20 protein-coding genes and 3 pseudogenes are annotated in these 25,819 nt (G+C 66.0%); 15 read left to right on the top strand and 8 right to left on the bottom strand.

The genetic code is table 11. The features are described from left to right. Positions 1–677 (top strand): hypothetical protein (locus tag AWC27_RS17420; RefSeq protein WP_245847236.1); only part of this gene is annotated, 677 nt, incomplete at its 5' end. After that, complete coding sequence (locus AWC27_RS17425) at positions 677–1,579, top strand: alpha/beta fold hydrolase (RefSeq protein ID WP_085671637.1); 903 nt, start codon at positions 677–679, stop codon at positions 1,577–1,579. The genes AWC27_RS17420 and AWC27_RS17425, both read left to right, overlap by 1 nt. 31 nt (positions 1,580–1,610) lie before the next feature. Here the strand turns inward: AWC27_RS17425 and satS are convergent, their stop codons facing one another. Both satS and AWC27_RS17435 read right to left on the bottom strand, forming a co-directional pair. Continuing rightward, positions 1,611–2,936, bottom strand: coding sequence for a protein export chaperone SatS (gene satS, locus AWC27_RS17430; RefSeq protein ID WP_085671638.1), 1,326 nt, complete (start codon positions 2,934–2,936; stop codon positions 1,611–1,613). A gap of 33 nt (positions 2,937–2,969) precedes the next feature. Then, positions 2,970–3,851, bottom strand: a complete 882-nt coding sequence (locus AWC27_RS17435; RefSeq protein WP_085671639.1) for an alkaline phosphatase family protein — start codon at positions 3,849–3,851, stop codon at positions 2,970–2,972. Between the two features lie 91 nt (positions 3,852–3,942). On the opposite strand from AWC27_RS17435, the pseudogene upp reads away from it, so the two are divergent. Further along, a pseudogene (gene upp, locus AWC27_RS17440) lies at positions 3,943–4,563 on the top strand (uracil phosphoribosyltransferase); the annotation flags it as partial. Between the two features lie 4 nt (positions 4,564–4,567). Here upp and AWC27_RS17445 read toward each other — a convergent pair. Continuing rightward, the gene (locus AWC27_RS17445; protein ID WP_245847240.1) at positions 4,568–6,154 is read right to left on the bottom strand and encodes a phospho-sugar mutase; all 1,587 of its coding nucleotides are present in this window, start codon (positions 6,152–6,154) and stop codon (positions 4,568–4,570) included. A gap of 2 nt (positions 6,155–6,156) precedes the next feature. Then, positions 6,157–6,993 (bottom strand): purine-nucleoside phosphorylase, encoded by an 837-nt coding sequence (locus AWC27_RS17450; protein ID WP_085671641.1) that lies wholly within the window; start codon positions 6,991–6,993, stop codon positions 6,157–6,159. Between AWC27_RS17450 and AWC27_RS17455 the strand changes: the two genes are divergently transcribed. The 3 genes from AWC27_RS17455 to AWC27_RS17465 all read left to right on the top strand — a co-directional run bounded on the left by AWC27_RS17455 (position 6,992) and on the right by AWC27_RS17465 (position 11,391). Next, on the top strand, positions 6,992–8,176 hold the full coding sequence (locus AWC27_RS17455) for an amidohydrolase (protein ID WP_085671642.1): 1,185 nt from the start codon (positions 6,992–6,994) through the stop codon (positions 8,174–8,176). The genes AWC27_RS17450 and AWC27_RS17455 overlap by 2 nt on opposite strands. After that, positions 8,173–9,342 (top strand): M20 family metallopeptidase, encoded by a 1,170-nt coding sequence (locus tag AWC27_RS17460; protein WP_085671643.1) that lies wholly within the window; start codon positions 8,173–8,175, stop codon positions 9,340–9,342. Before AWC27_RS17455 ends, AWC27_RS17460 begins: the two co-directional genes overlap by 4 nt. 90 nt (positions 9,343–9,432) lie before the next feature. Further along, on the top strand, positions 9,433–11,391 hold the full coding sequence (locus AWC27_RS17465) for a PPE family protein (protein WP_085671644.1): 1,959 nt from the start codon (positions 9,433–9,435) through the stop codon (positions 11,389–11,391). Here AWC27_RS17465 and AWC27_RS17470 read toward each other — a convergent pair. Next, positions 11,388–11,867 (bottom strand): gamma-glutamylcyclotransferase family protein, encoded by a 480-nt coding sequence (locus AWC27_RS17470; protein ID WP_085671645.1) that lies wholly within the window; start codon positions 11,865–11,867, stop codon positions 11,388–11,390. The two genes, AWC27_RS17465 and AWC27_RS17470, sit on opposite strands and share 4 nt — an antisense overlap. Before the next feature lie 57 nt (positions 11,868–11,924). On the opposite strand from AWC27_RS17470, the pseudogene AWC27_RS17475 reads away from it, so the two are divergent. The 4 genes and pseudogenes from AWC27_RS17475 to AWC27_RS17490 all read left to right on the top strand — a co-directional run bounded on the left by AWC27_RS17475 (position 11,925) and on the right by AWC27_RS17490 (position 17,206). Further along, positions 11,925–13,405: pseudogene (locus AWC27_RS17475) on the top strand (NAD(P)H-quinone dehydrogenase). 32 nt (positions 13,406–13,437) lie between these two features. Beyond that, positions 13,438–15,183 (top strand): glycerol-3-phosphate dehydrogenase/oxidase, encoded by a 1,746-nt coding sequence (locus AWC27_RS17480; protein ID WP_085671647.1) that lies wholly within the window; start codon positions 13,438–13,440, stop codon positions 15,181–15,183. 80 nt (positions 15,184–15,263) lie between these two features. Next, positions 15,264–15,686: a CBS domain-containing protein gene (locus AWC27_RS17485; RefSeq protein WP_085671648.1), complete on the top strand. Its 423-nt coding sequence runs from the start codon at positions 15,264–15,266 to the stop codon at positions 15,684–15,686. Between the two features lie 5 nt (positions 15,687–15,691). Then, positions 15,692–17,206 carry an FMN-binding glutamate synthase family protein gene (locus AWC27_RS17490; RefSeq protein WP_085671710.1) on the top strand — a complete coding sequence of 505 codons (1,515 nt, stop codon included), beginning with the start codon at positions 15,692–15,694 and terminating at the stop codon, positions 17,204–17,206. Between the two features lie 5 nt (positions 17,207–17,211). Here AWC27_RS17490 and AWC27_RS17495 read toward each other — a convergent pair whose 3' ends face one another. After that, positions 17,212–17,832: a DUF5994 family protein gene (locus AWC27_RS17495; protein WP_085671649.1), complete on the bottom strand. Its 621-nt coding sequence runs from the start codon at positions 17,830–17,832 to the stop codon at positions 17,212–17,214. 199 nt (positions 17,833–18,031) lie between these two features. Between AWC27_RS17495 and AWC27_RS17500 the strand changes: the two genes are divergently transcribed. Together AWC27_RS17500 and AWC27_RS17505 are read left to right on the top strand one after the other, a co-directional pair. After that, positions 18,032–18,907: a pseudouridine synthase gene (locus tag AWC27_RS17500; RefSeq protein WP_085671650.1), complete on the top strand. Its 876-nt coding sequence runs from the start codon at positions 18,032–18,034 to the stop codon at positions 18,905–18,907. Next, the gene (locus AWC27_RS17505) at positions 18,900–21,797 is read left to right on the top strand and encodes an arylsulfatase (RefSeq protein ID WP_085671651.1); all 2,898 of its coding nucleotides are present in this window, start codon (positions 18,900–18,902) and stop codon (positions 21,795–21,797) included. The genes AWC27_RS17500 and AWC27_RS17505 overlap by 8 nt, the downstream gene beginning before the upstream one ends. 5 nt (positions 21,798–21,802) lie before the next feature. Here the strand turns inward: AWC27_RS17505 and AWC27_RS17510 are convergent, their stop codons facing one another. Together AWC27_RS17510 and AWC27_RS17515 are read right to left on the bottom strand one after the other, a co-directional pair. Beyond that, the gene (locus tag AWC27_RS17510; protein ID WP_085671652.1) at positions 21,803–22,006 is read right to left on the bottom strand and encodes a hypothetical protein; all 204 of its coding nucleotides are present in this window, start codon (positions 22,004–22,006) and stop codon (positions 21,803–21,805) included. A gap of 73 nt (positions 22,007–22,079) precedes the next feature. Next, positions 22,080–22,397, bottom strand: coding sequence for a DUF732 domain-containing protein (locus tag AWC27_RS17515; RefSeq protein ID WP_085671653.1), 318 nt, complete (start codon positions 22,395–22,397; stop codon positions 22,080–22,082). Positions 22,398–22,640: 243 nt separating this feature from the next. Here AWC27_RS17515 and pstS point away from each other — a divergent pair, with 243 nt between their 5' ends. The 3 genes and pseudogenes from pstS to AWC27_RS17530 all read left to right on the top strand — a co-directional run bounded on the left by pstS (position 22,641) and on the right by AWC27_RS17530 (position 25,801). Beyond that, complete coding sequence (gene pstS / locus AWC27_RS17520) at positions 22,641–23,753, top strand: phosphate ABC transporter substrate-binding protein PstS (RefSeq protein WP_085671654.1); 1,113 nt, start codon at positions 22,641–22,643, stop codon at positions 23,751–23,753. An 81-nt stretch (positions 23,754–23,834) separates the two neighbouring features. Further along, positions 23,835–24,986, top strand: coding sequence for a PPE family protein (locus tag AWC27_RS17525; protein ID WP_085671655.1), 1,152 nt, complete (start codon positions 23,835–23,837; stop codon positions 24,984–24,986). 42 nt (positions 24,987–25,028) lie between these two features. Next, positions 25,029–25,801, top strand: a pseudogene (locus AWC27_RS17530) (MBL fold metallo-hydrolase). Positions 25,802–25,819 lie beyond the last annotated feature (18 nt).

The following is a 25,819-nucleotide window of genomic DNA, read 5'->3' on the forward strand; positions in this document are numbered from 1 at the left end:
GAGCCAGCACCTCCGGCGACGACCCACCCGACGATTCATCGAACATATGTGCGATACTGCCACAAGGGTCTGACAACCGGCATACGATCGCTCGTGTGCTGCTCAACCGCGCCACCGCCGAGGGCATCGCTGACGGCCGCATCGGTCTGGTCTTCCGCCGCTGGGACGCCGCGCGAGCAAAACCGGGCGGTACCCAACGCACCATGGCGGGCACCATCCGCATCGACGCGGTCGCCGAACATCCCGGCGACTATCGCGTCACTGAACGACAGGCGTGCGCCGCGGGATATCCGGACGCCGTGACCGCCCAGGCCGAACTGGATCGACGCCAGGCGAAACACACCTACCTCGTCACCGTCTCGTTCGTCGGCCTCGACGAACGTCCCGCGCTGGCCGCCGACGACGCCCTGACCGCCGACGACGTGCAATCGATCGTCACTCGACTCGACCGTCTCGATGCGGCGAGCGAGTCCGGCCCGTGGACCAGGCGCTACCTGCGGCTCATCGGCGACAACGAGGCGGTGCGCGCGCCCGATCTCGCCGCCGGTGAAAACCTGGATGTTCCGCGATTCAAGCGGCGGGTCCGTCGGCTCAAAGAGTTGGGCCTGACGATCAGTCTCGACGTCGGCTACCGATTGTCGCCGCGCGGTCGCGCATTCCTCAAGGCGACGCAATAATGACATTGCTGCCCAACGATATTCGCGCCGACGAGGCGAGGATATTCACGCTTTCCGACGGGCGCGCGCTCGCCTACGCCGAGTGGGGCGAAGTCGACGGCTATCCCGCGTTCTACTTTCACGGCACACCGAGCTCCCGGCTGGAAGCCGCGTTCGCTCACTGCGCCGCTCAGCGCAATGGCTTTCGGCTGATTGCACTCGACCGCCCCGGCTTCGGGTGCTCAACATTCAAGCAAGGCGGTACATTTCGCGATTGGCCCGCCGACATCGTCGCCCTGGCTGACGCTCTGCAACTCGCCGAATTCGGGGTCGTCGGACATTCGGGCGCCGGACCGCACCTATTCGCTTGTGGCGTGCACATCCCGCCGGAAAGGCTGAAATTCGTTGGAGCACTGGCACCTTGGGGCCCGCTCGCGACCCCGGACATCGTGGCGGCCCTGAACGCGGCCGACCGCCGGTATGCGCGGTGGGCGCAACGCGGTCCGCGACTGTTCGGTGCCGTGTTCGCCCCACTCGGCTGGTGTGCGAAGTACAGCCCCGACCTGTTCTCCCGGCTGGTGCGGGCCTCAGTGTCCGGGGCCGACCAGCAACGTATGAGCGACGAACTATTCGCAAAGCACTTCCGCGCCATCCAGCTCGAAGCTTTCCGGCAGGGCAGCCGCGGTGCAGCCTATGAATCGTTTCTCGATTACCGGCCCTGGGAATTCGACCTCGCCGACGTGGCCGTTCCGACCCATCTTTGGCTGGGCACCGACGACACCTTTGTGCCGTGCGCAATGGGCGAGTATTTCGAGCAGGCGATACCGGGTGTCGACTTCCACTGGACCGAAGGCAAGGGGCACTTCAACATTGAAGACTGGGACGCGATCCTGGCCGCTTGCGCGGCGGATATCGGCAAGTGACGGCTTGCGGCGCTATTCGCGCTTAGCCGTGCTATTCGCGCCTTAGCCGTCCCTCCACGAAGGACTCCAATTTCTCCCACTCTCGTACCGCCGAGGCATACGGCGCCGCAGGCTTTTTCGCCGAAGCGGGATCGAGCACGTAGGCCACCAACTTGCCCAGCGGCTTGCCGGTGTCGAGCGCCTTGTCGACGGTGCTCTCCTCCGAATAGTCGCCGATGTCGCGCAGCAACTCGACGGCCAAGTCAAGTTGATCGCGGTCCACCGCGTCGGGTCCGTCGGCGAAGTCGTCGGCGAGACCGCTTAACACGTAGATGTTCTCGTCGGTGATGTCCACTGCCAGAGACCCGTCGGTGGCGGCCGTCCGGATGTCGTCGTAGGTGCTCAAATCGGACAAGTCGTGATCGTGTTCGTCGGCCAGATAGCGGGCTAGGGCACGCTCGGAGGTGAAGACGCTGATTCGGCCGTTGCGGCCCAGGAAGATCGGGCGATCGTCCAGATAGCAGCGCAGCGTGTAGAAGGTGCCCGCACTGGTCATGATCTGAATCGGGTCGATTCCCACCTGCGCCCAGAAGTCCTCTTCGCTGCCCAGCACCACATTGTCGCCGGCCGCGCGCTCCTCGTCCTCGTCCTCGTCTTCGTCCTCGTCTTCGTCCTCGTCTTCGTCTTCGTCGGCGCCCTCAGGCTCGGACTCGGCAGACTCTTCGCTGGACTCCGCGTCGGCCTCCACCTCTTCATCGCCCTCTTCTTCGGGCTCCTCGCGCTCCTCTTCCAGCTCCTCGGCCGCCTGCTCGGACAATTTCTCGTCCACTTCGGGAGTGCTGATGACGCCTTCGATGGCTTTGAGCACGTCGTCCCAGCTTCGATCGATGATCTCGGCGATCGAGTTCCACCGCTTCTGGCCGGCCTTGCCGGTGAAGTGCTCGCTGCCGCCGGAAACCGTGCCCAGTGTGGGATTGCCGTTGAAGAACTTCGACACCGCCGCCAGCTCACATACCGATCCGATCGACGACACAACGGCCAGCGTGGCCGCCAGCGAGGCCACCGATTCCTCGGTCGGCTTCTCGGCCACCAGCTCCTCGACAACCACCAGGTCGAACTGCCGGTCGTCGGCCGGCTCGAAGGCATGTGCGTGCGCCTCGGTCAGCGCTTTCCACCCGGGATGGTCCACCAGGTCGTTGTCGGTGTCGCTGCGCACGAACGCAACCAGGTCGGCGACCGTCTCGAAGCCGAACAGGTCTTCATCCTTGCCCAGAAACGCTTCCCACTCGTCGCCCGCGTCGCGCCAGCGGGGCGCCCACAGCGTGTAGCGGTCACCCTCGGACAGGCTCAGGCGGATGGGCACGAGGTCAGCAGCCATGCGGCACACAATAGCGACCCCACCCGGCAGCGCTTACCCGCCCCAAATAGTTGCGATGGGTGCGGCGCCGGCCGCCTTGCCCGTCTTGGGCAGCCCGTACATCTGTTCCAGCGTGGAAAGTACGTTGTAGTGGCTGATCTGCTCGTCGTAGGTTCCAGGCTGCACGTGGGCGCCGTAAAAGATCGTCGGGATTTGATTACGGCTGCCGCCGTCGTCCTCGTCCCAGGTCACGATGAGCAGGCTGTTGTTGGCCTTAGCCCAGTTCGCGTAAGCCGACAGCTGCCGGTTCAGCCAGGCGTCACCGGCGGCTATCGAGCCGTCGTGCATGTTGTTGTCGGCGTTGGGGATCACGAACGCCACCGTTGGCAGGCTGGCGTAATTCTCCGGCGACGGAAATGCCGAAAACGGCACGGAGTTGGCGGCCGGGACGTTGCTGAAGTTGACCCAGGGCACATGCTTGCGCCCGTATTTGCCCGCGGCGCAGACCGTCGATCCGACCGCGGGGAGGTCCTCGGAGAAACCGACGAATGTGTAACCGGCGCTGAGTAGTTCAGAACCCAGGTTGGGCAGGTTGCCGCCGTTGACCGGGCAGGTGTTCTTGGTGAGCCCGAACGTGTCGCCGGCGAACAGTGCCAAATAGTTGGGTTCGCTGGGGTGCGTTTCGGCGAACGATTGCGCCATCATCGCGCCGTTGGCGGCCAGTGCGTTGATGAACGGAGCCGACTTGTTGCCGATGATGTTGGCCTGCGACCGGTTCTCCTCCACCACGATCACCACGTGCGCGAACGTGGGCAGCGTCGCCGCGGCATGCGCTCGCCAGCCCACCACCGACGCAACCGAAACCGCCGTCGTTAGCAAAGCTAACGTTGCGAGGACGGTATACGCCCTGTTCGGACGCATTTTCAGGGGCCGCATGCCGGGAGTATATGGGCGCTGCGTCGCGGCTCGGGTCGGCGCGCGAGCGTGTTCCCGGTGCGACCCCCGATTGTTATATACGCTCGACGGCATGGACGTCTGCGTCGTTGATCATCCGCTGGCTGCCGCGCGACTGACGGTGCTGCGAGATGAACGGACAGACACCGTTGCCTTCCGCGCCGCGTTGCGTGAGCTGACGCTGGTGCTTGTCTACGAGGCCAGCCGCGACGCACCCCGAGAGCCGGTGAAGATCCGCACGCCGGTGGCGGAGACGATCGGAACCCGGCTGATTGACCCGCCCCTGCTGGTTCCCGTGCTGCGCGCGGGCCTGGGCATGGTCGAGGAGGCGCACGCCGCCATCCCGGAGGCTCAGGTCGGCTTCGTCGGCATGTCGCGCGACGAGGAAACCCACGAAGCCGTCCCGTATCTGGAGTCGTTGCCCGACGATCTGACCGGGTGGCCGGTGATGGTTTTGGACCCGATGCTGGCCACCGGCGGGTCGATGATTCAGACCATCGAACTGCTGCGCCGTCGGGGCGCAACTGACATCATGGTGCTCTGTGTCGTCGCCGCACCGGAAGGCCTTGCCGCACTTGAGGAAGCGGCGCCGAATGCGCGGGTGTTCACCGTCGCGATCGACGAAGGGCTGAACGAGTCGGCTTATATCGTGCCGGGTCTCGGTGACGCCGGTGATCGCCAGTTCGGCCCGCGCCCCTTCACCAGCCCGCAACCGAAGCGACCGCCTCCGCACGCACCGCGGCGGCCCGTTCCCGGGCACGTGGCAGGTCAGCGCCCACCGCGCAGCGAACCTCCAAATAGCACTTCACCTTCGGCTCGGTTCCAGAAGGGCGTACCACCAACCTGATCGAGGTGGTTTCGTCGCCGCCGGTGAAGATCAGTGCGTCGGTGATGTCGGTGACGGTTGCGGCAAGCCCGGCCAGCCGGCGCGGCGGCGCTGCCCGCAGGTGCTGCATCCAGGCGGCGGCCTCCTCGGCATTCGCGACCCGGCGCGACACCGCAGCCACGTCGTGCACGCCGTGGCGCCGGGCCAGTTCGTCCAGGGCCTCGGGCACCGAACGACCCTGCCTTTTCAGTGCGGCCACCAGATCGCACACCAGAACCGCGGCGCTGATGCCGTCTTTGTCGCGCACCGCCTCGGGGTCTACACAGTGCCCGATCGCTTCTTCATAGGCGTAGACCAGGGTTCCGCCGGGAACGTCAGCGTCGGCGCGCGCCAGCCATTTGAACCCGGTGAGCGTCTCCACATGGACCGCGCCGTAGCGCGCCGCGATCGCGGCCAGCATGCGCGACGACACCACAGTGCTGGCCACCACTCGGGTACCGCCTCCAGCGGCAGCCAGAATGTAATCGCCTAAAAGCCAACCGGTTTCGTCACCGGACAGCATTCGCCAGCCGGCCGGGCCGGGTATGCCGACCGCACACCGGTCGGCGTCTGGATCCAGCGCGATCGCGACGTCGGCGCCGACGTCGGCGGCCAGGGCGAGCAGCGCGTTGGCGGCCCCGGGTTCCTCTGGGTTCGGGAACGCGACGGTGGGGAAATCCGGATCGGGCGCGAACTGCGTTGCGACGGCGTGCACGTCGCCGAAGCCGGCCCGCCGCAGTGTCTCTAGCGCCACCGCACCGCCGACGCCGTGCAGCGGCGTCAGTGCTACCCGAACCGATCCGGTGCCGCGGCGAACCCCGGACGCGCGCTGGATATAGCGCTCCACCAGATCGGTATCGGCGGGCCGGACGGGCCGCCGGGCGATCTGATCGGCCAGCGGCGCGGTCGCCATCGCGGCTTCGATCTCACGGTCGGTAGGGGAGACGATCTGGATGCCGCCATCGAAATACACCTTGTAACCGTTGTCGTTCGGGGGGTTGTGTGAGGCGGTGATCTGTATCCCGGCGGCCGCACCCGTGTGGCGCACCGCGAATGCCACCACCGGCGTGGGCACCGGCTCGCCGAACAACAGTACGGAAAAGCCCTGGGCGGCAAGCGTTTCAGCAGCGGCCGCCGCAAATGCCGCCGAGCCGTGCCGGGCGTCGCGGCCCACGACAACGGCTGAGCCAGCCAGGCCGCATTGTGCGAGCACCTGGGCCACCGCCCAGGTGGCGCGCAGCACCACGGCAACGTTCATCGCGTCCGGCCCGCCGCGCACCGGCCCGCGCAGTCCCGCGGTGCCGAACGTCAGGGGACGGGCGAACCGCGCGGCGAGTTCGTCGGCGTCGCACGCGGCGAGTTCAGCGGCCGTCTGTGGGTCTGGGTCGTGCGCGACCCAATCCTGTGGTGAGACAGTCACTTCTAAAACCGGGCTATGACGGCGGCCAGCAGCGAACCCATCCGGGCCGCCGATGCGGCCCCCGCGGCAAGCACCTCGGCATGGCTCAACGGCTCGCCGGTGATGCCGGCGGCGAGGTTCGTCACCAGCGACACGCCCAACACCTCGGCACCCGCGGCCCGGGCGGCGATGGTCTCATGCACGGTCGACATGCCCACCAGATCGGCGCCGAGTATTTGCAGCATCCGGATCTCTGCGGGCGTCTCGTAGTGCGGGCCCGGCAGGCCCGCATACACCCCTTCGGTCAGCGCCGGATCGGATTGCCGGGCCAGCGCACGCAACCGGGGCGCGTAGGCATGAGTCAGGTCGACGAACTGCGCGCCGACCAACGGCGAGCGTGCGGTCAGGTTCAGGTGATCGCTGATCAGGACCGGCTGACCCACCGCCATGTCCGACCGCAGCCCGCCGGCGGCGTTGGTGAGCACGACGATCCGGGCGCCCGCCGCGCAGGCCGTCCGCACCGGGTGCACTACGTGTGCCAGGTCGTGGCCCTCGTAGGCGTGGATACGGCCGGCCAGAACCAGCACGCGGTGCCTGCCGATCGCCACCGACAGCAGGTCACCGGCATGCCCGGCCGCGCGGGGCGGGGTGAAGCCGGGCAAGTCGGGATAGGGCACTGCCGCGGTCGCGGTCCCCAGCGCCGCCACGGCGGGTGACCATCCCGAGCCCAGCACGACTGCGACGTCATGTTCGGCGACGCCGGTGCGCTCGCCGATTACCTGGGCGGCCTGTTGTGCGAGTTCGCCCGGGTCGGTCACAGTGGGCGAGCCTAACTCGCTCGATGAGATACTGCGAAGCATGCCCGCAGCCAGCGCCCTGGACAACGTCGAGGAAGTGGTGCGCCGGCGCGGGGCCGAACTGGTCGAGTTGTCCCACGCGATCCACGCCGAGCCGGAGTTGGCTTTCACCGAACACCGCAGTTGCGCCAAGGCGCAGGCACTGGTCGCCGAACGTGGGTTCGAGATCACCAAAGCCGCCGGCGGCTTGGACACCGCGTTCCGCGCCGACTACGGCAGCGGGCCGCTGGTCGTCGGGATCTGTGCCGAATACGACGCCCTGCCCGGAATCGGCCACGCCTGCGGCCACAACATCATCGCGGCGGCCGCGGTCGGGACCGCGCTGGCACTGGCCGAGGTAGCCGACGAACTGGGCCTGACGGTAGCGCTGCTGGGCACACCCGCCGAGGAGTCCGGCGGCGGCAAGGCACTCATGCTGCAGGCCGGCACGTTCGACGACGTCGCGGTGGCCGTAATGGTGCACCCGGGGCCGACCGACATCGCCGGGGCCCGATCGCTGGCACTGTCCGAGGTCACCGTGGCCTACCGGGGCAAGGAATCGCACGCCGCAGTCGCTCCGCATCTCGGCGTCAACGCCGCCGACGCGGTAACCGTCGCACAGGTAGCCATCGGATTGCTGCGCCAGCAACTGGCGCCCGGGCAGCTGGTACACGGGATCGTCACCGAGGGCGGTCAAGCGGTCAACGTCATCCCCGGTCACGCGACGGTGCAGTATGCGATGCGGGCGATCGAATCGGAATCGCTGCGCGAACTCGAAGGCCGGATCTATGCCTGCTTTGCCGCCGGCGCCCTGGCGGCCGGCTGTGAATACGAAATCGACAGCGCCGCACCGGCATACGCCGAACTCAAACCCGACCAATGGCTGGCCGGCGTGTGCCGGGAGGAGATGCGCCGGCTTGGCCGCGAGCCGGTGCCGGCGGCCGTGGAGGCCGGGCTGCCACTGGGCAGCACCGATATGGGTAACGTGACGCAGGTGCTACCCGGGATCCATCCGGTGATCGGCGTTGACGCCGGTGGCGCCACGGTTCACCAGCGTGCCTTCGCCGCCGCCGCTGCCGGTCCAAGTGCCGACCGCGCGGTCGTCGAGGGCGCAATCATGTTGTCGCGCACCATTGTTCATCTCGCTCAGAGCCCCGACGAGCGGGACCGGGTGCTGGCGGCCCGGGAAAAGCGGGCGGCATCATGAGCCTCGTCGACACCGCCGAATCCTGGCTGGCCGCCCACTATGACGAACTGGTCGAATGGCGCCGGCACGTTCATCGCTACCCGGAGCTGGGCCGCCAGGAATACGCCACCACCCAATTCGTCGCCGAGCGGTTGGCCGACGCGGGGCTGAACCCCAAGGTGCTGCCCGGAGGAACCGGCCTCACCTGTGACTTCGGTCCCGAGCTGCAGCCGAGAATCGCGCTGCGCGCCGACATGGATGCGCTGCCGATGGCCGAGCGGACCGGTGCGCCGTACGCCTCGACGATGCCCAACGTGGCACACGCCTGTGGTCATGACGCGCACACCGCGATCCTGCTGGGCACCGCGCTGGCGCTGGCGTCGGTGCCGGAGTTGCCGGTCGGGGTACGGCTGATCTTCCAGGCCGCCGAAGAGTTGATGCCCGGCGGCGCCATCGACGCGATCGCGGCCGGGGCATTGAGCGGAGTGTCGCGGATTTTCGCCCTGCACTGCGATCCCCGGCTGGAGGTCGGCAAGATCGCGGTCCGGCACGGCCCCATCACCTCGGCGGCGGATTCGATTGAGATCACCCTGTATTCGCCCGGCGGGCACACGTCGCGGCCACATTTGACCGCCGACTTGGTCTACGGCCTGGGCACGCTGATCACCGGGCTGCCCGGGGTGCTGTCGCGCCGCATCGACCCGCGTAACAGCACCGTGCTGGTGTGGGGTGCGGTCAATGCCGGAGTGGCCGCCAACGCTATCCCGCAATCCGGGGTGCTGTCCGGCACCGTCCGCACCGCCAGCCGGCACACCTGGCTCGAACTCGAGGGGATCATCCGCCAGGCCGTGACCGCGCTGCTCTCGCCGTTGGCCATTGAGCACACGCTGCAATACCGGCGAGGTGTGCCGCCAGTGGTCAACGAGGATGTCTCGACCCGCATCCTCACCCACGCCATCGAGGCCGTCGGCCCCGATGTGCTGGCCGATACCCGGCAATCGGGCGGTGGCGAGGACTTCTCCTGGTATTTGGAGGAAGTGCCCGGCGCGATGGCGCGCCTGGGCGTCTGGCCCGGTGAGGGACCCCAGCTGGATCTACATCAGCCGACGTTCGACCTCGACGAGCGCGCTCTGGGCATCGGGGTGCGGGTAATGGTCAACATTATCGAGCAGGCCGCGTCTTTTTGACGGGTCACTTTGCTGCGGCCGTTGGACAGATTGGCCCAGTGTTGCCAAAACGGTTCGATCGCTTCTCATTCGCCCTAGAGTCTCGGGGCGATGAACTTCTTAATGTTGGCTCCAGAGGTCACCTCGGCATTGATGTTCGCCGGCGCAGGCTCCGCCCCGATGCTTGCCACGGCGGCGGCGTGGGATGGGCTGGCCAGTGAATTAGCTTCGGCAACAAGCTCTTTCAATTCGGCGATCGCGGGGCTGACCGGGCAGGCGTGGCAGGGTGCGGCTGCTGAGGCGATGACGGCCGCGGCCACACCCTATGCCGGCTGGTTGGGCACGGCGGCGGCTCAGGCCGCGCAGGCATCGGCTCAGGCTCAAGCCGTCGCTACCGCGTTCGAGGCGGCCCAAGCGGCCACCATCCACCCCATCGTCGTGGCCGCCAACCGCACTGGACTCCTGCAGTTGGCGCTGTCGAATCTGTTCGGTCAAAACGCGCCGGCGATCGCGGCTGTCGAGGCCGAATACGAGCAGATGTGGGCTCAGGATGTCGCGGCGATGTTCGGCTACTACACGAACGCTTCGGCGGCGGCCACCCAATTGGTTCCGTGGAACCTGGGATTCGGCAATACCGGCAGCGGCAACGCCGGCGGCGGAAACACCGGCGACTTCAACAGCGGCAGCGGCAATTACGGCAGTTGGAACCTGGGCAGCGGCAACGGGAATTCGGGCTCGGTCACAACGCCGAAACCAGGCAGTTTCAACGTAGGCAGCGGAAATCTAGGTGACACCAACCTGGGCAGCGGAAACTATGGCAACTCCAACGTCGGCAGTGCAAACTATGGCAACACGAACTACGGCAGCGGCAATAACGGGAGCAACAACATCGGCGCCGGAAACGCCGGAGTGGCCAACTTGGGCGGCGGCAACCGGGGCGACCAAAACTTCGGCAGCGGGAACACCGGCAGCGTCAACTTCGGCAACGGAAACATCGGAAACTCCAACCTGGGCAGCGGAAACCGCGGCGACCAAAACTTTGGCTTCGGCAACTTCGGGGACAACAATTGGGGACTCGGTAACACGGGCACCGGCAACGTCGGCTTCGGCAATTCCGGTACCAACAACATCGGCTTCGGGCTCAGCGGCCACAATCAGATCGGTTTCGGTGCCCTGAATTCGGGTAGCGGCAACATTGGCTTCGGCAATTCCGGTACCAATAACATCGGCTTCTTCAACTCCGGCAGCGGAAACGTAGGCATCGGCAACTCCGGAGCCTCCAACACCGGGATCTTCAACTCAGGAGAAGTCAACACTGGCTACGAAAACTCCGGCGGCGGCAATACCGGCATGTGGAACTCGGGCCCCATCAACATGGGCGTGGGCAATGCTGGCGCCTATAACTTGGGGTCTTATAACTCCGGGTCGCAAAACACCGGGAGCTTTAATGCCGGCGATGTCAACGCAGGCAGCTTCAACGAGGGGTCATACAACACGGGCTACTTCAATGCCGGCAACTATGACACTGGCGCCTTCAACGGAGGCGCGCAAAACACCGGTGTATTCAACAGCGGGTGGACCAACACGGGATTTGCGAATTCGGCGGATTCCAATACCGGCGGCTTCAACTCCGGTGCCCTCAACACCGGTTTCGGCAGTTCGGTAAACCGATCCGTCGCCAACTCGGGCTTCGGCAACTCCGGTGCGGGGGGAAGCTCCGGCTTTTACAACACTGGGGTGGAGAACTCCGGTTTCGGCAACTCGGGCTACGGCGCAAACTCCGGCTTCTTCAACTCCGGCCTCTCCAACACGGGATTGGGAAATACCGGTAAAGGCGGCTTCAACGCGGGCATGTTCAACTCGGGCAGCGGCGGCGCGAACACGGGTATTGGAAACGGCGGCGACGGCGGCTTTAATGCGGGTTTCGGCAACTTAGGTATCGGTGGCTCTAACGCAGGCTTTTTCAACTCAGGGATCGGCGGCTTCAGCTCGGGGCTCTGGAACTCGGGCAAGTTCGATTCGGGCGCCTTCAACACCGGGTTGGGACAGTCGGGTTTCTTCGGCCGCTAAGTCGAAGTCCCGGGCCCGATGTTGCGGGCCGGGCGGGTTCGCAGGTCATGCACGTAATCGGCTGGGGCACCGGCAATTTCGGCCGCATCGGCCATAACCCCCAGATAGCGCGCCGACGGCAGTCCGCCCTCCCAGGCGTCCAGCACATAGAGCCAGGCCAGCACGGGATCGGTTGTGGTGTCCGAGGATAACCGTTCCACCCGGCAGCGGATCTTCTTGTGCACGCCGAACTCCGAGCCCTCCCACCGATCAAGGCTCATCTCGTCGGACGGTGTCATGTCGTAGAGCACGACGAACACCTTCGAGTCCGGATCCTCGACGATGGTGGCCAGCGCGCCTTCCCAGCCGAAGTCCTCACCGCCGAACGTCAGCCGCCACCCGTGCAACCAGCCGGTTCCGGCCATCGGCGAGTGGGGTGCTCGCTGCAGCATCTGCTCGGGATGCATGTTCGATCCGTAGGCGGCGTAAAGCGGCACGGACAAAGCTTAGACGGCGCGCTGCGGCGTCCGGCTAGGCCAAGCTAGGTTAGGCCTGTGGTGACCCGCATCGTGATCCTTGGTGGCGGCCCGGCCGGTTACGAGGCTGCGCTGGTCGCCGCCACTTCACACCCCGAATCGACCCACGTCACCGTCATCGACTCAGAAGGCATCGGCGGAGCCGCCGTGCTGGACGACTGCGTGCCGTCCAAAACGTTCATCGCCTCCACCGGCCTGCGCACCGAGCTGCGCAAAGCGCCCCAGCTGGGCTTCGACATCGACCTCGAGGACGCCAAGATCTCCTTGCCGCAGATCCACGCCAGGGTCAAGGACCTGGCCGCGGCGCAGTCCGCCGACATCGCTATGGACCTGCGGAACATGGGGGTACAGGTGATCGCCGGCCGGGGTGAACTGGTCGATCCAACTCCCGGGCTGGCGCACCACCGCGTCAAGGCGACCGCCGCCGACGGCACCACCACCGAACACGACGCCGACGTCGTGCTGGTCGCCACCGGCGCCAGCCCACGCATTCTGCCGACTGCCCGGCCCGACGGCGAACGGATTCTGACCTGGCGACAGCTCTACGACCTGAAAAAGCTACCCGAGCATCTCGTCGTGGTCGGCTCGGGTGTCACCGGCGCGGAGTTCGTGCACGCTTACACCGAGCTGGGCGTACAGGTGTCGGTGGCGGCCAGCCGGGACCGGGTGCTGCCCTATGAGGACGCCGACGCCGCGGCGGTGCTCGAAGAGTCGTTCGCCGAACGCGGGGTCCAGCTGTTCAAGAACGCCCGCGCCGAGTCGGTCACCCGCACCGACGCCGGTGTCCTGGTAACCATGACCGACGGCCGCACCGTCGAGGGCAGCCACGCCCTGATGACCATCGGGTCGGTGCCCAATACTAGCGGCCTCGGGCTGGAACGGGTCGGCATCGAGCTCGGCCCCGGCGACTACCTGACGGTGGACCGCGTATCGCGTACCTCGGTGCCCGGCATCTATGCCGCCGGCGACTGCACCGGCCTGCTGCTATTGGCCTCGGTCGCCGCGATGCAGGGCCGCATCGCGATGTATCACGCGCTGGGCGAGGGTGTCAGCCCGATCCGGCTGCGTACGGTGGCCGCGACGGTGTTCACCCGCCCCGAGATCGCCGCGGTGGGGGTCCCGCAGTCGGCGATCGACGACGGGTCGGTGCCGGCCCGGACGATAATGCTGCCGCTGCGCACCAACGCGCGGGCCAAGATGGGCGGGTTGCGCCAAGGGTTCGTCAAGATGTTCTGCCGCAAGTCAACCGGCGTGGTGATCGGCGGCGTGGTGGTGGCTCCGATCGCATCCGAGCTGATCCTGCCGATCGCCGTCGCCGTGCAGAACCGCATCACGGTCAACGAGCTGGCCCAGACACTCGCCGTTTACCCGTCGTTATCAGGTTCGATAACTGAGGCCGCCCGTCGCCTCATGGCACACGACGATCTGGACTGAAGGACGACTCAGGCCGCCCGAACGAACTAGCCTTGGCTACGCAACGCCTACCGCTGAGTAACTGAGTAACCGAAGTAACTGACAGGAGTCCTTAGCCGTGAGCAACCCGATCCACGGACCGGAGAGCCCCGTCGCGTCGCTCGGGCCGCAGCAGCGCGCAAGGGCCTGGGAGCGACTCGGTGCCGAGCAATTCGACGTGGTGGTCATCGGCGGCGGCGTGGTGGGTTCGGGCTGCGCCCTGGATGCCGCCACCCGCGGGCTCAAAGTCGCGCTGGTCGAGGCGCGGGACTTGGCTTCGGGCACCTCGAGCCGGTCGTCGAAGATGTTCCACGGCGGCCTGCGTTATCTCGAGCAACTGGAATTCGGGCTGGTGCGTGAGGCGCTCTTCGAGCGCGAGCTGTCGCTGACCACGCTGGCACCCCATCTGGTGAAGCCGCTGCCGTTCCTGTTCCCACTGACCAAGCGCTGGTGGGAGCGTCCGTACATGGCCGCGGGCATCTTCTTGTACGACAGCCTGGGCGGCGCGAAATCCGTTCCGGCGCAGAAGCATATGACCCGTGCCGGTGCGCTGCGGCTGAGCCCCGGGCTCAAACGAAGCTCGCTGATCGGCGGTATCCGCTACTACGACACCGTCGTCGACGACGCCCGCCACACCATGACGGTGGCACGCACCGCCGCACACTACGGCGCCGTCGTGCGCTGCTCCACCCAGGTGGTCGCGCTGCTGCGCGAGGGCGACCGGGTGACCGGTGTGCGGGTGCGCGACTCCGAGGACGGCTCGATCACCGAGGTGCGCGGTCACGTGGTGATCAACGCGACCGGCGTGTGGACCGACGAAATCCAGGCGCTGTCCAAGCAGCGCGGCCGCTTCCAGGTGCGCGCCTCCAAGGGTGTACACGTGGTAGTCCCGCGCGACCGCATCGTCAGCGACGTCGCGATCATCCTGCGCACCGAGAAGTCGGTTATGTTCGTCATCCCGTGGGGGAGCCACTGGATCATCGGGACCACCGACACCGACTGGAACCTGGATCTGGCGCATCCGGCGGCAACCAAGGCCGACATCGACTACATCCTCGGCACCGTCAACACCGTGCTGGCCACGCCGCTGACCCACGCCGATATCGACGGCGTGTACGCGGGACTGCGCCCGCTGCTGGCCGGGGAAAGCGAGGAGACCTCCAAGCTGTCCCGGGAACATGCGGTGGCGGTGCCGGCGGCCGGCCTGGTCGCCATCGCGGGTGGCAAGTACACCACCTACCGGGTGATGGCGGCCGACGCCGTGGACGCCGCGGCCGAATTCATCCCGGCCAGGGTTGCGCCGTCGATCACCCAGAAGGTTCCGCTAATGGGCGCCGACGGCTACTTCGCCCTGGTCAACCAGACCGAGAATGTCGGTGCGACGCGAAATCTGCACCCCTACCGGGTGCGCCACCTGCTGGACCGCTACGGCTCGCTGATCGACGAGGTCCTGGCGTTGGCGTCCGAAGATCCCGAGCTGCTGGGCCCGATCAACGAGGCGCCGGGCTACCTGAAGGTGGAAGCCCTATATGCCGTCACCGCCGAGGGCGCCCTGCATCTCGAGGACGTGCTGGCCCGGCGGATGCGGATCTCGATCGAATACTCACACCGCGGCGTGGACTGCGCCCAGGAAGTGGCCGATCTGATCGCCCCGGCGCTGGGCTGGAGCGCGGCCGACGTCAAGCGTGAGGTCGCCAACTACAAAGCTCGGGTGGAGGCGGAGATACTGTCGCAGGCGCAGCCCGACGACGTGTCGGCCGACGAGTTGCGCGCCAGCGCACCCGAGGCGCGCGCCGAGATCCTCGAGCCGGTACCGCTGAGCTGAGCTCACCCGATGACTTGTTTCACCAGAATCGGGGACTGAGGTCACTAGTAAGCGCTGCCGGACTTGGTGAGCATGGGTGCGTGACTAGCATCTCTGTGACAGGTTCGACCCCGATCTCGACCGTTACCGGTGACGCGGTGGTGCGCGTCGCCGCCGACGCCACGATCGCCGACATCGCCAAAGCTATTGTGGCCCATGATGTTGGGGCGGTTGTGGTCGGCGACGATAAGATGCCCACCGCCATAGTGAGCGAGCGCGACATCGCCCGGGTGGTGGCCGCTGGACAGGATCCGGCAGCCGTACGTGCCATCGACATGGCCACCACCAAATTGGTGTGGTGCAGCGCCGAGGCCACCATCGACCAAGTCGCGGTCCAGATGATGGACCACTACATCCGCCACGTGTTGGTCGACGACGAGGGTGCGCTGGCCGGCATCGTCTCGGCCCGCGACCTGCTGGGCGTTTACAGCGCGCAAGCCGAAACGGAAATAGACTCCGCGTGAAGCCCATGGCTGCCGTGATCGGCGGGAGTCTGGCCGGCGTTGCGGGATGGGACCTGTGGCAGCGCCGGCACACTATCTTGCGGAACTACCCGGTCATCGGGCAGTTGCGGTTCCTCCTGGAAGCGGTGGGGCCGGAGCTGCGGCAGTACATCGTCACCGACAACAACGCCGAGAGACCCTTCAGCCGCGACCAACGTCGCTGGGTGTACACGTCGTCGAAGTTGACGGACCGATATTTCGGGTTCGGCACCGACAATGATCTCGAGCGGACCCACAACTACCCGATAATCAAGCATGCCGCGTTCCCGGTGTCGGCCCCTGATGGCGAGCCTTCTCACCCCGATCCCGCGGTGCCACTGCCGGTGGCGAAGATCCTTGGTGGCGCGCGTAATCGGGCGAAGGCTTTCCGGCCGTCGTCGTTGGTCAACGTTTCCGGGATGAGCTTCGGGGCGCTGGGCGGCGCGGCTATTACCGCACTGAACAAGGGCGTGGCCATGGCCGGAGCCTTGCAAACCACCGGCGAGGGCGGGGTGTCGCCGTATCACCTCAACGGGGGCGACCTGGTCTGGCAGATCGGGACGGGGTACTTCGGTTGCCGCAATGACGACGGCACTCTTAGCCTGGCTCGCCTGGTCGACAAGGTGGCCGCGACTCCATCGATCCGCGCCATCGAGATCAAGCTCAGTCAGGGTGCCAAGCCCGGGCTGGGCGGCATGCTGCCGGGCGCAAAAGTCACCGATGAAATCGCCGCGATCCGTGGGATACCCCCCGGGGTGGACTGCAAGAGCCCCGCTGGACACTCTGCATTCCACGATGTCGACGGGCTGCTCGAGCTGGTGGAGACCATCGCTGCGGAGACGGGGCTGCCAGTGGGCATCAAATCGGCGGTCGGCGAAGGCGCCTTTTGGCCTGAGCTTGCCGAACGGATGGCCCGCACCGGCCGGTGCGTCGATTTCGTGACCATCGACGGCGGCGAGGGGGGTACCGGTGCAGCTCCGCTGGTCTTCACCGACCACGTCGCGTTGCCGTTCAAGTGGGCTTTCCCGCGCGTCTACCGGGCCTTTGCAGAAAAGGGCCTGCACCACGATGTGGTGTTCATCGGCTCGGGCAAGCTTGGCATCCCGGAGAACGCTCTACTGGGTTTGGCGTTGGGTTGCGACATGATCAACGTCGCACGAACTGCGATGTTTTCCATCGGTTGCATCCAGGCCCAGCGTTGTCACACCGGACGCTGCCCTTCCGGTGTCGCCACCCAGTCAGCCTGGCTTCAGCACGGTCTTGATCCGGCGTCGAAGTCGGTGCGCTGCGCAAACTATCTGGCCACCTTGCGGTTTGAGCTGCTGTGTCTGGCCCGGGCCTGCGGCCGCGTCCACCCCGGGCTCGTCCCCCTTGATGCCATCGAGCTTCTCGACGTCGACCTGCAGTCCGTGCCTGCCGAGGAATTGTTCGGTTACCGGCCGGACTGGGGCATGCCCGGACCGGCCGACATCGCCGCGATTACAGCCCTGATGGCGCCATAAACGACCTAGTGAGTGCTCGACGCGGTTGTCCTGCGCGATTCCATCAAACGGTTGCGAGCGATGTGTTCGACCAGAATCGGCACGAAGGTCTGCAGCGGCGCGTCGACGAATTGCGCAGCGGCCTCTTCACACCACTGCCTGATTTGCGGCCTGAGCTGGGCGGTGCGCTGCTCGTCGCCGTGGCCCTCGTGCCGGGCCAGGTTATCGGCGACGTCGGCCACCGAGCGCGTGACCAGCGAACGGGCCGCCGCGGCGACCTCGATGTCGGAGCCATTGCGCTCCTGGTCCAGGGCCAGTTGGGCGCTCTGGTTGTCGGCGTCCGGCGCGATGACGCCCACGGTCAAGTGGTGACCGTCTTTGTCGATGAGGATGACGCTAGCCGGCTCGTCACCGTCGAAGCCCAGCAATTCGACGGTGTGGCCACCGATCTCGAGCAGTTGCGGACAGTCGTCCCAGCCATTGCGGTGGTAGCCCACCATCAAGATCGGCCCCAGCTGGTCGGACAGCCGCGCCATCAAGTCGGGCAGCTCGTCGGCCAATCGCCTGGACCGCGGCCACCACGCCCCGTCGATGTGTTCGGACGCGGGTTGAAAGGGCTTGAGTTGCAACCGAGTTGGGCTATGCATTGCACCGCCTGTCTGTCGAGCGCCGGTCATTCAACGGTACGATCGTCGTCGCGTGCTCGCGCGCCCAGTGCACCAACACTTGGCACCGTTAGCACGAACACTTGGTTAACTGGCGTTCGGGTAAACCTCCATGTCTTGAACACTTGGTGCCCTCCGACGACGTACGCTCGCGTGGTCGGATACCGCAGGAGGATTGCAATTGGAGCCCGCAGTGCTCAGCGTTCGCGATGCGCTGGGGCCGGTGCGGGTGCGGTTGCGGGGTGGATCGGTGCTGACCGAGCTCATTGAAAGATTCGGCACGCCCGCCGGCGCGAAACTGCTCGCCGGGGAAGTGGTCGACGCCCGCGGGGCGGTCGTCGATAGCGCCACGCTGCTGGCGCCGGGTTCCTTCGTCTACCTGTACCGGGACCTGCCCGACGAGGTGCCGGTGCCCTTTGACATCCCGCTGCTCTATCAGGATGACGACCTCGTGGTCGTCGACAAACCGCACTTTCTGGCCACCATGCCGCGCGGCCGCCACGTCGCGCAGACGGCGCTGGTGCGCTTGCGCTGTGCCCTGGGGCTCCCCGAGCTGAGCCCGGCGCACCGGCTTGACCGCCTGACCGCCGGGGTGCTGCTGTTCACCACTCGACGTGAGTTGCGCGGCCGCTACCAGACGCTGTTCGCGCAAGGCGCGGTGCGCAAGACCTACCTGGCCCGCGCGGCGGTCGACCCGGCGCTGGTGCTGCCGCGGGTGGTGCGCAGCCGCATCGTCAAACGCCGGGGCAACCTGCAGGCGGTCTGCGAGCCGGGTGCGCCCAACGCAGAGACGGTGGTGGAGCTGGTTTCACCCGATGGTCTGTACCGGTTGACGCCCCGCACCGGACGGACCCACCAGTTGCGCGTGCAGATGGCCGCACTTGGGCTACCGATATGCGGAGATCCGTTGTATCCCAACGTGGTTGACGTTGTGTCACACGACTTCAGCTCGCCGCTGCAATTGCTGGCGCGGCGTATCGAGTTCGACGATCCGATCACTGGCTTGCCCCGTGAGTTCATCAGCCGACGCGAATTACAGGAGTCTGGGTATGAGTGAAGAGAACGCGCTCGTCATCGTCGCGGGTTATCAGGAACTTGATTCGGCTCGGCGCGACTTCGAAAACCTCACCGGCCGGGCCAACGCCAAGACCGTGCCGTTGCAGGGCGCGGTGCTGGTGGGCAAGGACGCCGACGGCAACGCCGTCCTGCTCGACACCGGCAACCGGCTTGGCCGCCGCGGCGCGGCCTGGGGCGCGGGGGCGGGTCTGGCGGTCGGCTTGTTCTCGCCGGCTTTGCTGGCTACGGCGGCGTTCGGGGCGGCCGCCGGAGCCTTGGCGGGCACGTTCGCCAACTATCGGATCAAGAGCGGGCTGGCCGACAAGATCGGGCAGGCGATGGCGGCGGGGAGCGCGGTGATCATCGCGATAACCCCGGCGCAGGGCCGACTCGCGGTAGAACAGACGCTGGCCGGATCGCCGATGAAATCGGTTGCCGAGATGAGTCATTCGACGTTGCGCAGCTTCGGTGCCGCGCTGCAAGAGGCGATGGGCAAGTTCAACCCGGACCGCACCAAGCTGCCGATACCGCAGCGCACCTTTGGCGGCACCATCGGCCGCACCGCGGCCGATTCGGTGGGCGACTGGACGATCGTCCCCGGCGCCAACGCGCCCGACGGCGCGCCGAATGTGCTGATCGTGTTGATCGACGACGCCGGCTTCGGTGGCCCGGACACCTTCGGCGGCGCCATTCGCACCCCGACGCTGTCCCGGGTTGCCCAGAACGGATTGGCCTACAACCGGTTCCATGTCACCGCAGTCTGCTCGCCGACCCGCGCGGCGCTGCTGACCGGACGCAACCACCACCGGGTGGGCTTCGGATCGGTCTGTGAGTTCCCGGGACCCTACCCTGGCTATTCGACGGTCAAGCCACGCAGCTGCGCCTCGCTGCCCCGCATTCTGCGCGACAACGGTTATGTGACAGGGGCTTTCGGTAAGTGGCATCTGACCCCGGACAACGTCCAGGGGGCGGCGGGACCGTTCGACAACTGGCCGCTGGGTTGGGGATTCGACCACTACTGGGGATTCCCGTCAGGTGCCGCCGGCCAGTATGACCCGATCATCAGCCAGGACAACTCGGTCATCGGCATACCCGAGGGGCAGGACGGCAAGCTTTACTTCTTCCCCGACGACCTCACCGACAAGGCCGTCGAATGGCTGCACACCGTACGCGCCCAGAACGCCACCAAGCCGTGGATGATGTACTACTCGACCGGCGCCACCCACGCGCCCCACCACGTCTTCAAGGAATGGGCCGACAAATACCAGGGGCAGTTCGACGAGGGCTGGGATGTCTACCGGCAGCAGACATTTGAGCGGCAGAAGCAACTCGGCATCATTCCGCCGGATGCCGAGCTGACCGAGCGGCCCGATCTGTTCCCGGCCTGGGACAGCTTGTCGGCGACGCAGAAGACGCTGTATGCCCGTCAGATGGAGGTGTTCGCCGGATTCTCCGAGAACGCCGACTGGAATGTAGGGCGGCTGCTGGATGCCATCGAGGATCTGGGCGAGTTGGACAACACGCTGGTCTTCTACATCTGGGGCGACAACGGCGCCAGCATGGAAGGCACCAACACCGGTTCGTTCAACGAGATGACCTTCCTCAACGGTCTGGACCTCGACGCCGACCGGCAACTCGAGCTCATTGAACAGTACGGCGGGATCGAAGCGCTGGGCGACGAGTTCACCGCGCCGCATTTCGCGAGCGGCTGGGCGCACGCCAACAACACGCCGTTCCAGTGGGGCAAGCAGATGGCCAGCCATCTCGGTGGCACCCGCGATCCGATGGTGGTGGCCTGGCCGTCGCGGATTCGGCCCGACGGGATACGCGATCAGTTCGCGCACTGTATCGATATCGCGCCAACTGTGTTGGAGGCCATCGGTTTACCCGAGCCCACCAGTGTGGACGGCTTCGAGCAGGAACCGATGGACGGAACCAGTTTCCTGCACACCTTCGACGGGGCGCACGCCGAAGACCGCCACACCGTGCAGTACTTCGAAAACTTCGGCAGCCGCGCCATGTACAAGGACGGCTGGTGGGCGTGCGCCCGGCTGGACAAGGCGCCGTGGGACTTGTCGCCGGAGACCATGCAGCGGTTCGCGCCCGGCGCCTACGACCCGGACGACGACGTGTGGGAGCTGTACTACCTGCCTGACGATTTCTCCCAGGCGAAGAATTTGGCGGCCGAACATCCGGACAAGCTCGCCGAACTGCAGCAGCTGTGGTGGGAAGAAGCCGAGCGCAACCGGGTGCTGCCGCTGCTGGGTGGGCTCGCGGTGATGTACGGCGACCTGCCGCCGCTTCCGACCACCGCGCGGTTCAGCTTCAAGAAGGGCGTACAGAACATCCAGCGCGGCATGGTTCCGCGCATCTTCGGCCGCTCGTACGCGATCGAGGCACTGCTAAACGTGCCCGACAACGCCGAGGGCGTCATCGTCGCCAATGCCGACTTCATGGGTGGGTTCGCGCTGTGGGTCGACCCGCAGCGGCGTCTGCACCACACTTATTCCTTCCTCGGTGTCGAGACCTATCGGCAGGTGTCCACCGAGCCCATCCCCACTGGCGACGTGACCGTGCGGATGCAGTTCGACAGCGAGCAGCCCGTCGTCGGTTCCGGTGGACGGGTGACGTTATGGGCCGGCAATCGGTTGATCGGCGAGGGTGAGTTGCCGCAAACGGTGAGCCTAGCGTTCACGTCGTATGCCGGGCTGGACGTCGGGCGCGACAACGGTCTGGTGGTCGACCGCGAGTATGAGGACAAGGCGCCGTATGCGTTCAGCGGCACCGTGCATGAGGTGATCTTCGACCTCAAACCCGTTTCACCGCAGGCCGAGCAGGCGCTGCATGAGCACGCGTCGGTCCAGGCTGTGGGGCAGGGGGCGGCGGGTTAGGCGAGTTATTCTGCGGCGTCGTTCAGCTCGGCGAGGCCGTCGCGGATTCCGGTATCGATCTGCTCGGTGAGAGTGGGCCCGCTCTGCGGCACCGGTTCGCAGTTACAGCTGAGCGTGTTGTACCAGCCGGGCTCGGCGTTGGCCGCAGTGGCTACTCCCACCGCAGCACAGACCGCGATTGCGGCGCTGAACAATACTTTCCTGATCATTTATGGCTCCCCGCCTGCATGTAGCAAAAGTTTATGCGGGTGCCGTGATGTATCAGAAGCTTGACATCAACTCTTAACCAGAGTGATGCCGGGGGCAAAAAGCCGCAATACTCAGGCCGACAAAGAACCCGGCGTGGTAGCCGTCGAGGTTGCTGCTGCCTTCCACTTCATTGGCGACGTCGGACTTCTGGCGACCGGAGTCGAGTTGGTCGCAGACCTGGTGACCGGCAAGGAGCGCGGCTTGGGGTGACGCGAAGTTGATGCCATGGGCGTGCGCGGCACTGAGGAAGTGGTCGTCGACCGCGTCGGCATGCGCTGCCGGAGCAGCGATGGCAACGAGGCTGCACAGCGCGGCCCCCAGGAAAGGGCCGGCCGCTTGGGTGATCGCCATTGCTGGAACCTCCCAGGGTACGAGTGCGGACGTAACAGGCTGCTTACCTTTTGATCATTCCAGTTAACGATACGACGAGGAAACCCCTTAGGTGTCCGAACCGTGTACCGGGCGGAAACTGTGGTTGAAATCGTGAATCCGGCCAGCTGCAGCGATGGCCGGAAGCAATCGGCTACGGGAAGATCTTGTACTGTGCCGCAGGAATCCGGCCAGGGTAGCAGTCTGGTCGCTCGAGGGATTCGATTGAAGTTCAAACGAATTGGCCCCGCGCTCGGTGCTCTGGCCGTTGCCACACTGCTGTTGTCGGCGTGCGGCAGCGACAACAAGCCCACCGCGGCCGCCGCGGCGAGAAAGGCGTCGTCGCCGAATGTCGGGTGCGGGGGCAAGCCGACGCTGACGGCCGCCGGTTCCACCGCCCAGGACAACGCCATGACCCGCTTCGTCAAGGCTTTCGAACAGGCCTGCCCGGGCCAGTCGCTGAACTACACGGCCAACGGCTCCGGCGCTGGAATCAGCGAATTCGTGGGTGGACAAACGGATTTCGGCAGCTCCGACTCCCCGTTGAGCAGGGATGAGTACGCCAAAGCCGAGCAGCGGTGCGGCTCGCCGGTGTGGAATCTGCCGATGGTGTTCGGACCCATCGCGATCGCCTACAACGTCACCGGACTGACTTCGTTGAACCTCGACGGTGCCACCGCGGCCAAAATCTTCAACGGCGCGATCACCTCCTGGAACGATCCGGCGATCGCGGTGCTCAACCCAGGCGCGAGCTTGCCCGCCGAGCCGATTCATGTGGTGTTCCGCAGCGACGATTCTGGGACCACGGAGAATTTCCAGAGATATCTGGACACCGCCTCTGGTGACGAGTGGGGTAAGGGTGCGGCAAAGGAGTTCAAGGGCGGCGTCGGTGAAGGTGCCAACGGCAGCAACGGGGCCGCAGCGGCCGTCAAAGGCGCCGACGGGTCGATCACTTACGTCGAATGGTCCTTCGCCCAAGCACAGCAGCTCAACGTGGCCAAGGTCATCACCTCGGCGGGGCCGGAACCGGTAGCGCTCGGCACCGACTCGGTGGGGCGCACGATTTCTAGTGCGTGGTTCACCAGGGAGGGCAACGACCTTGCCCTCGACACCATCTCCTTCTACCGGCCGAACCAGGCTGGCGCCTACCCGATCGTCCTGGCGACCTATGAGATTGTGTGTTCGAAGTATCCGGACGCGGGTGTCGGTACGGCGGTTAGGGCGTTCCTGCAAAGCACGATGGGCGCTGGTCAGGGCGGTCTTGCGGATAACGGATACGTCGCCGTACCGGATGCGTTCAGGTCGCGACTAGCGGCCGCGGTGAACGCCATTTCGTGACGCGCAATGTTTCGACGGTTTTCCCGCCGTTGTCAACGTAATGTTTTGCAAAATTTCCCAGCGTAGTAAGAGTGTCATGTTATGGAGTTCATAACGCTGCCCCCCGAGGTCAGCTCAGCGCTGATGCACTCGGGGCCCGGCGCGGAATCGCTGCTCGAGGCCTCCGTCGCTTGGCAGCGCCTCAGTGCCGATTTGGAAGAAACTGCCAGCAGCTATAACGCCGTGCTTTCTGCGCTGGCCGCAGACTGGCACGGTCCCTCGCCGCTGGCCATGATCCAGGCAGCCGCTCCCTACCTCATCTGGATGCGGGCCACCGCGCAGCAATGCCAGCAGTTGGCCTCGTCGACGCAGTCCGCGGCGGCGGCATTCAGCTCTACCCTGGCGGCGGTCGTTCCTCCCGCGACGGTCGGCGCCAACCGGACGCAGCTGGCCCACTTGCTGGCCACCAACGGGTTCGGCAAGAACCTCGCGGCCATCGCCGAGACCGAAGCCCAATACCAGAACATGTGGGTGAACAACGCGTCGGCGATGTACCGCTACGAGACCACTTCGGCGCAAACGACCGCGTTGTCGTTGTTCGCTTCCCCGCCCTCGATCGCCGATCCGGGTGCGCCGGCAGCTCAGGCCACCGCGGTTTCTGCCGCTGCGGCGGTGGCCCCGGCCGACGCGATCGCTCCGCCGGTATCTCCCATCGATGCGCTAATGCAGGCGATAGGCGTTACCTTCGACCCCGACCAAGGCTGGTTCGGATTGGCCAACACCTACGCCAACCAGTTCATATCGTCGGGATTCCCGATCAACCTGCTCAGCTACATGGCGCAGAACACCTCGGCGCAGGCATTGCAGTCGGTGGCCCCCGACATCGCGGAAGGCCTATCGCAGGGCGAGTCCGCCCTGAGCGAGGCGGCGGCCGGTATTTCCAACGCGGCCGGCGCCTTCGGTGCGCTAGAACCGGCGGCGGCGGTAGGTGTGGGAGTGTCGCTGGGCAACCTCAGCGCACCGCCCGCAACGCTGGGTGTGCTGACCGCTGCGCACACACCGGTCCAACTCGCGTCGGCGGTGTCGCCGCTTCCGGCCGGCGACGCCGGGTTCCCCATGCTTCCGCCGCTGATGCCACCGCCTATCTCGGCTGGCAGCGGTTGGCGCAAACGCAAGGAGCCGAAGTACGAGGACCTGGCAATGGGACTGGAGCTGAAGGGGACGTTCATGCCCCGCCCACCCGGGGCGGGCTGAGCGCGCCTGCTTGAACTGCCGTCCCCCGGGTAGTCCCGGGCGATGGAAATCACCGTCACATTCGTGGGCGATGCCACCACGCTGATTGCCGCCGGCGGCCTGACCATCCTGACCGACCCGAACTTCCTGCATCGTGGGCAGCATGCCTATCTGGGTTATGGGTTGGTGTCCAAACGCCTCCGCGAACCGGCGTTGAGCATTGAGCGGCTGCCGCCGACTGATGCGATCGTCCTGTCGCACATGCACGGCGATCATTGGGACCGCGTTTCGCAAAAGGGACTCGACCACGACTTGCCCGTCATCGCGGCTTCGGGGGTGCGCTCGGTCTGTCGACCTGGCAGCAGCACGCGATCAGCAAGGGCGGCGCCACGGTGACCATGACGTCGTTGCCAGGCCGGCACGCGCCGGCGCTGGCTCACCGGTTGTTGCCGCCGGTTATGGGGACAATGCTCGATTTCGCCGCCGCGGACGGCTCACGGCTACGTCGGGTTTACATCTCCGGCGACACCTTGCTCGTCGAGGAGCTCAACGAGATTCCCCTGCGTTTCGATGCGATCGATTTCGGCTTGCTGCATCTGGGCGGCACCCGGTTGCCGGCGGGCCGGCGTCTGCCGTTCGGTCTGACGGTGACGATGGACGGGCGCCAGGGGGCGGGACTGGTCGAGCTGCTGAAGCTGCCGAAGATGATTCCGATTCACTTCGACGACTACGGTGTCTTCGCATCGCCATTGGCGGACTTCACCGCCGAAATGCAGCGCCGTGGCATGGCCGAACGAGTCGTTCCGCTGGAGCGCGGCGCTTCGGTAACCCTATGAAAATTCAGAGGTCTGCGA

The sequence above is a fragment of the Mycobacterium szulgai genome, from assembly GCF_002116635.1.
GTDB classification, from domain to species: domain Bacteria; phylum Actinomycetota; class Actinomycetes; order Mycobacteriales; family Mycobacteriaceae; genus Mycobacterium; species Mycobacterium szulgai.

Bases quoted from the DNA above. Each gene is read 5' to 3' on its own strand.
- AWC27_RS17465 (WP_085671644.1), top strand. From the start codon at position 9,433: ATGAACTTCTTAATGTTGGCTCCAGAGGTCACCTCGGCATTGATGTTC.
- AWC27_RS17495 (WP_085671649.1), bottom strand. From the start codon at position 17,832: ATGCATAGCCCAACTCGGTTGCAACTCAAGCCCTTTCAACCCGCGTCC.
- AWC27_RS17505 (WP_085671651.1), top strand. From the start codon at position 18,900: ATGAGTGAAGAGAACGCGCTCGTCATCGTCGCGGGTTATCAGGAACTT.
- AWC27_RS17450 (WP_085671641.1), bottom strand. From the start codon at position 6,993: ATGCTTCGCAGTATCTCATCGAGCGAGTTAGGCTCGCCCACTGTGACC.
- AWC27_RS17490 (WP_085671710.1), top strand. From the start codon at position 15,692: ATGGCTGCCGTGATCGGCGGGAGTCTGGCCGGCGTTGCGGGATGGGAC.
- satS (WP_085671638.1), bottom strand. From the start codon at position 2,936: ATGGCTGCTGACCTCGTGCCCATCCGCCTGAGCCTGTCCGAGGGTGAC.
- AWC27_RS17525 (WP_085671655.1), top strand. From the start codon at position 23,835: ATGGAGTTCATAACGCTGCCCCCCGAGGTCAGCTCAGCGCTGATGCAC.
- AWC27_RS17455 (WP_085671642.1), top strand. From the start codon at position 6,992: ATGCCCGCAGCCAGCGCCCTGGACAACGTCGAGGAAGTGGTGCGCCGG.
- AWC27_RS17510 (WP_085671652.1), bottom strand. From the start codon at position 22,006: ATGATCAGGAAAGTATTGTTCAGCGCCGCAATCGCGGTCTGTGCTGCG.
- AWC27_RS17425 (WP_085671637.1), top strand. From the start codon at position 677: ATGACATTGCTGCCCAACGATATTCGCGCCGACGAGGCGAGGATATTC.
- AWC27_RS17515 (WP_085671653.1), bottom strand. From the start codon at position 22,397: ATGGCGATCACCCAAGCGGCCGGCCCTTTCCTGGGGGCCGCGCTGTGC.
- AWC27_RS17435 (WP_085671639.1), bottom strand. From the start codon at position 3,851: ATGCGGCCCCTGAAAATGCGTCCGAACAGGGCGTATACCGTCCTCGCA.
- AWC27_RS17460 (WP_085671643.1), top strand. From the start codon at position 8,173: ATGAGCCTCGTCGACACCGCCGAATCCTGGCTGGCCGCCCACTATGAC.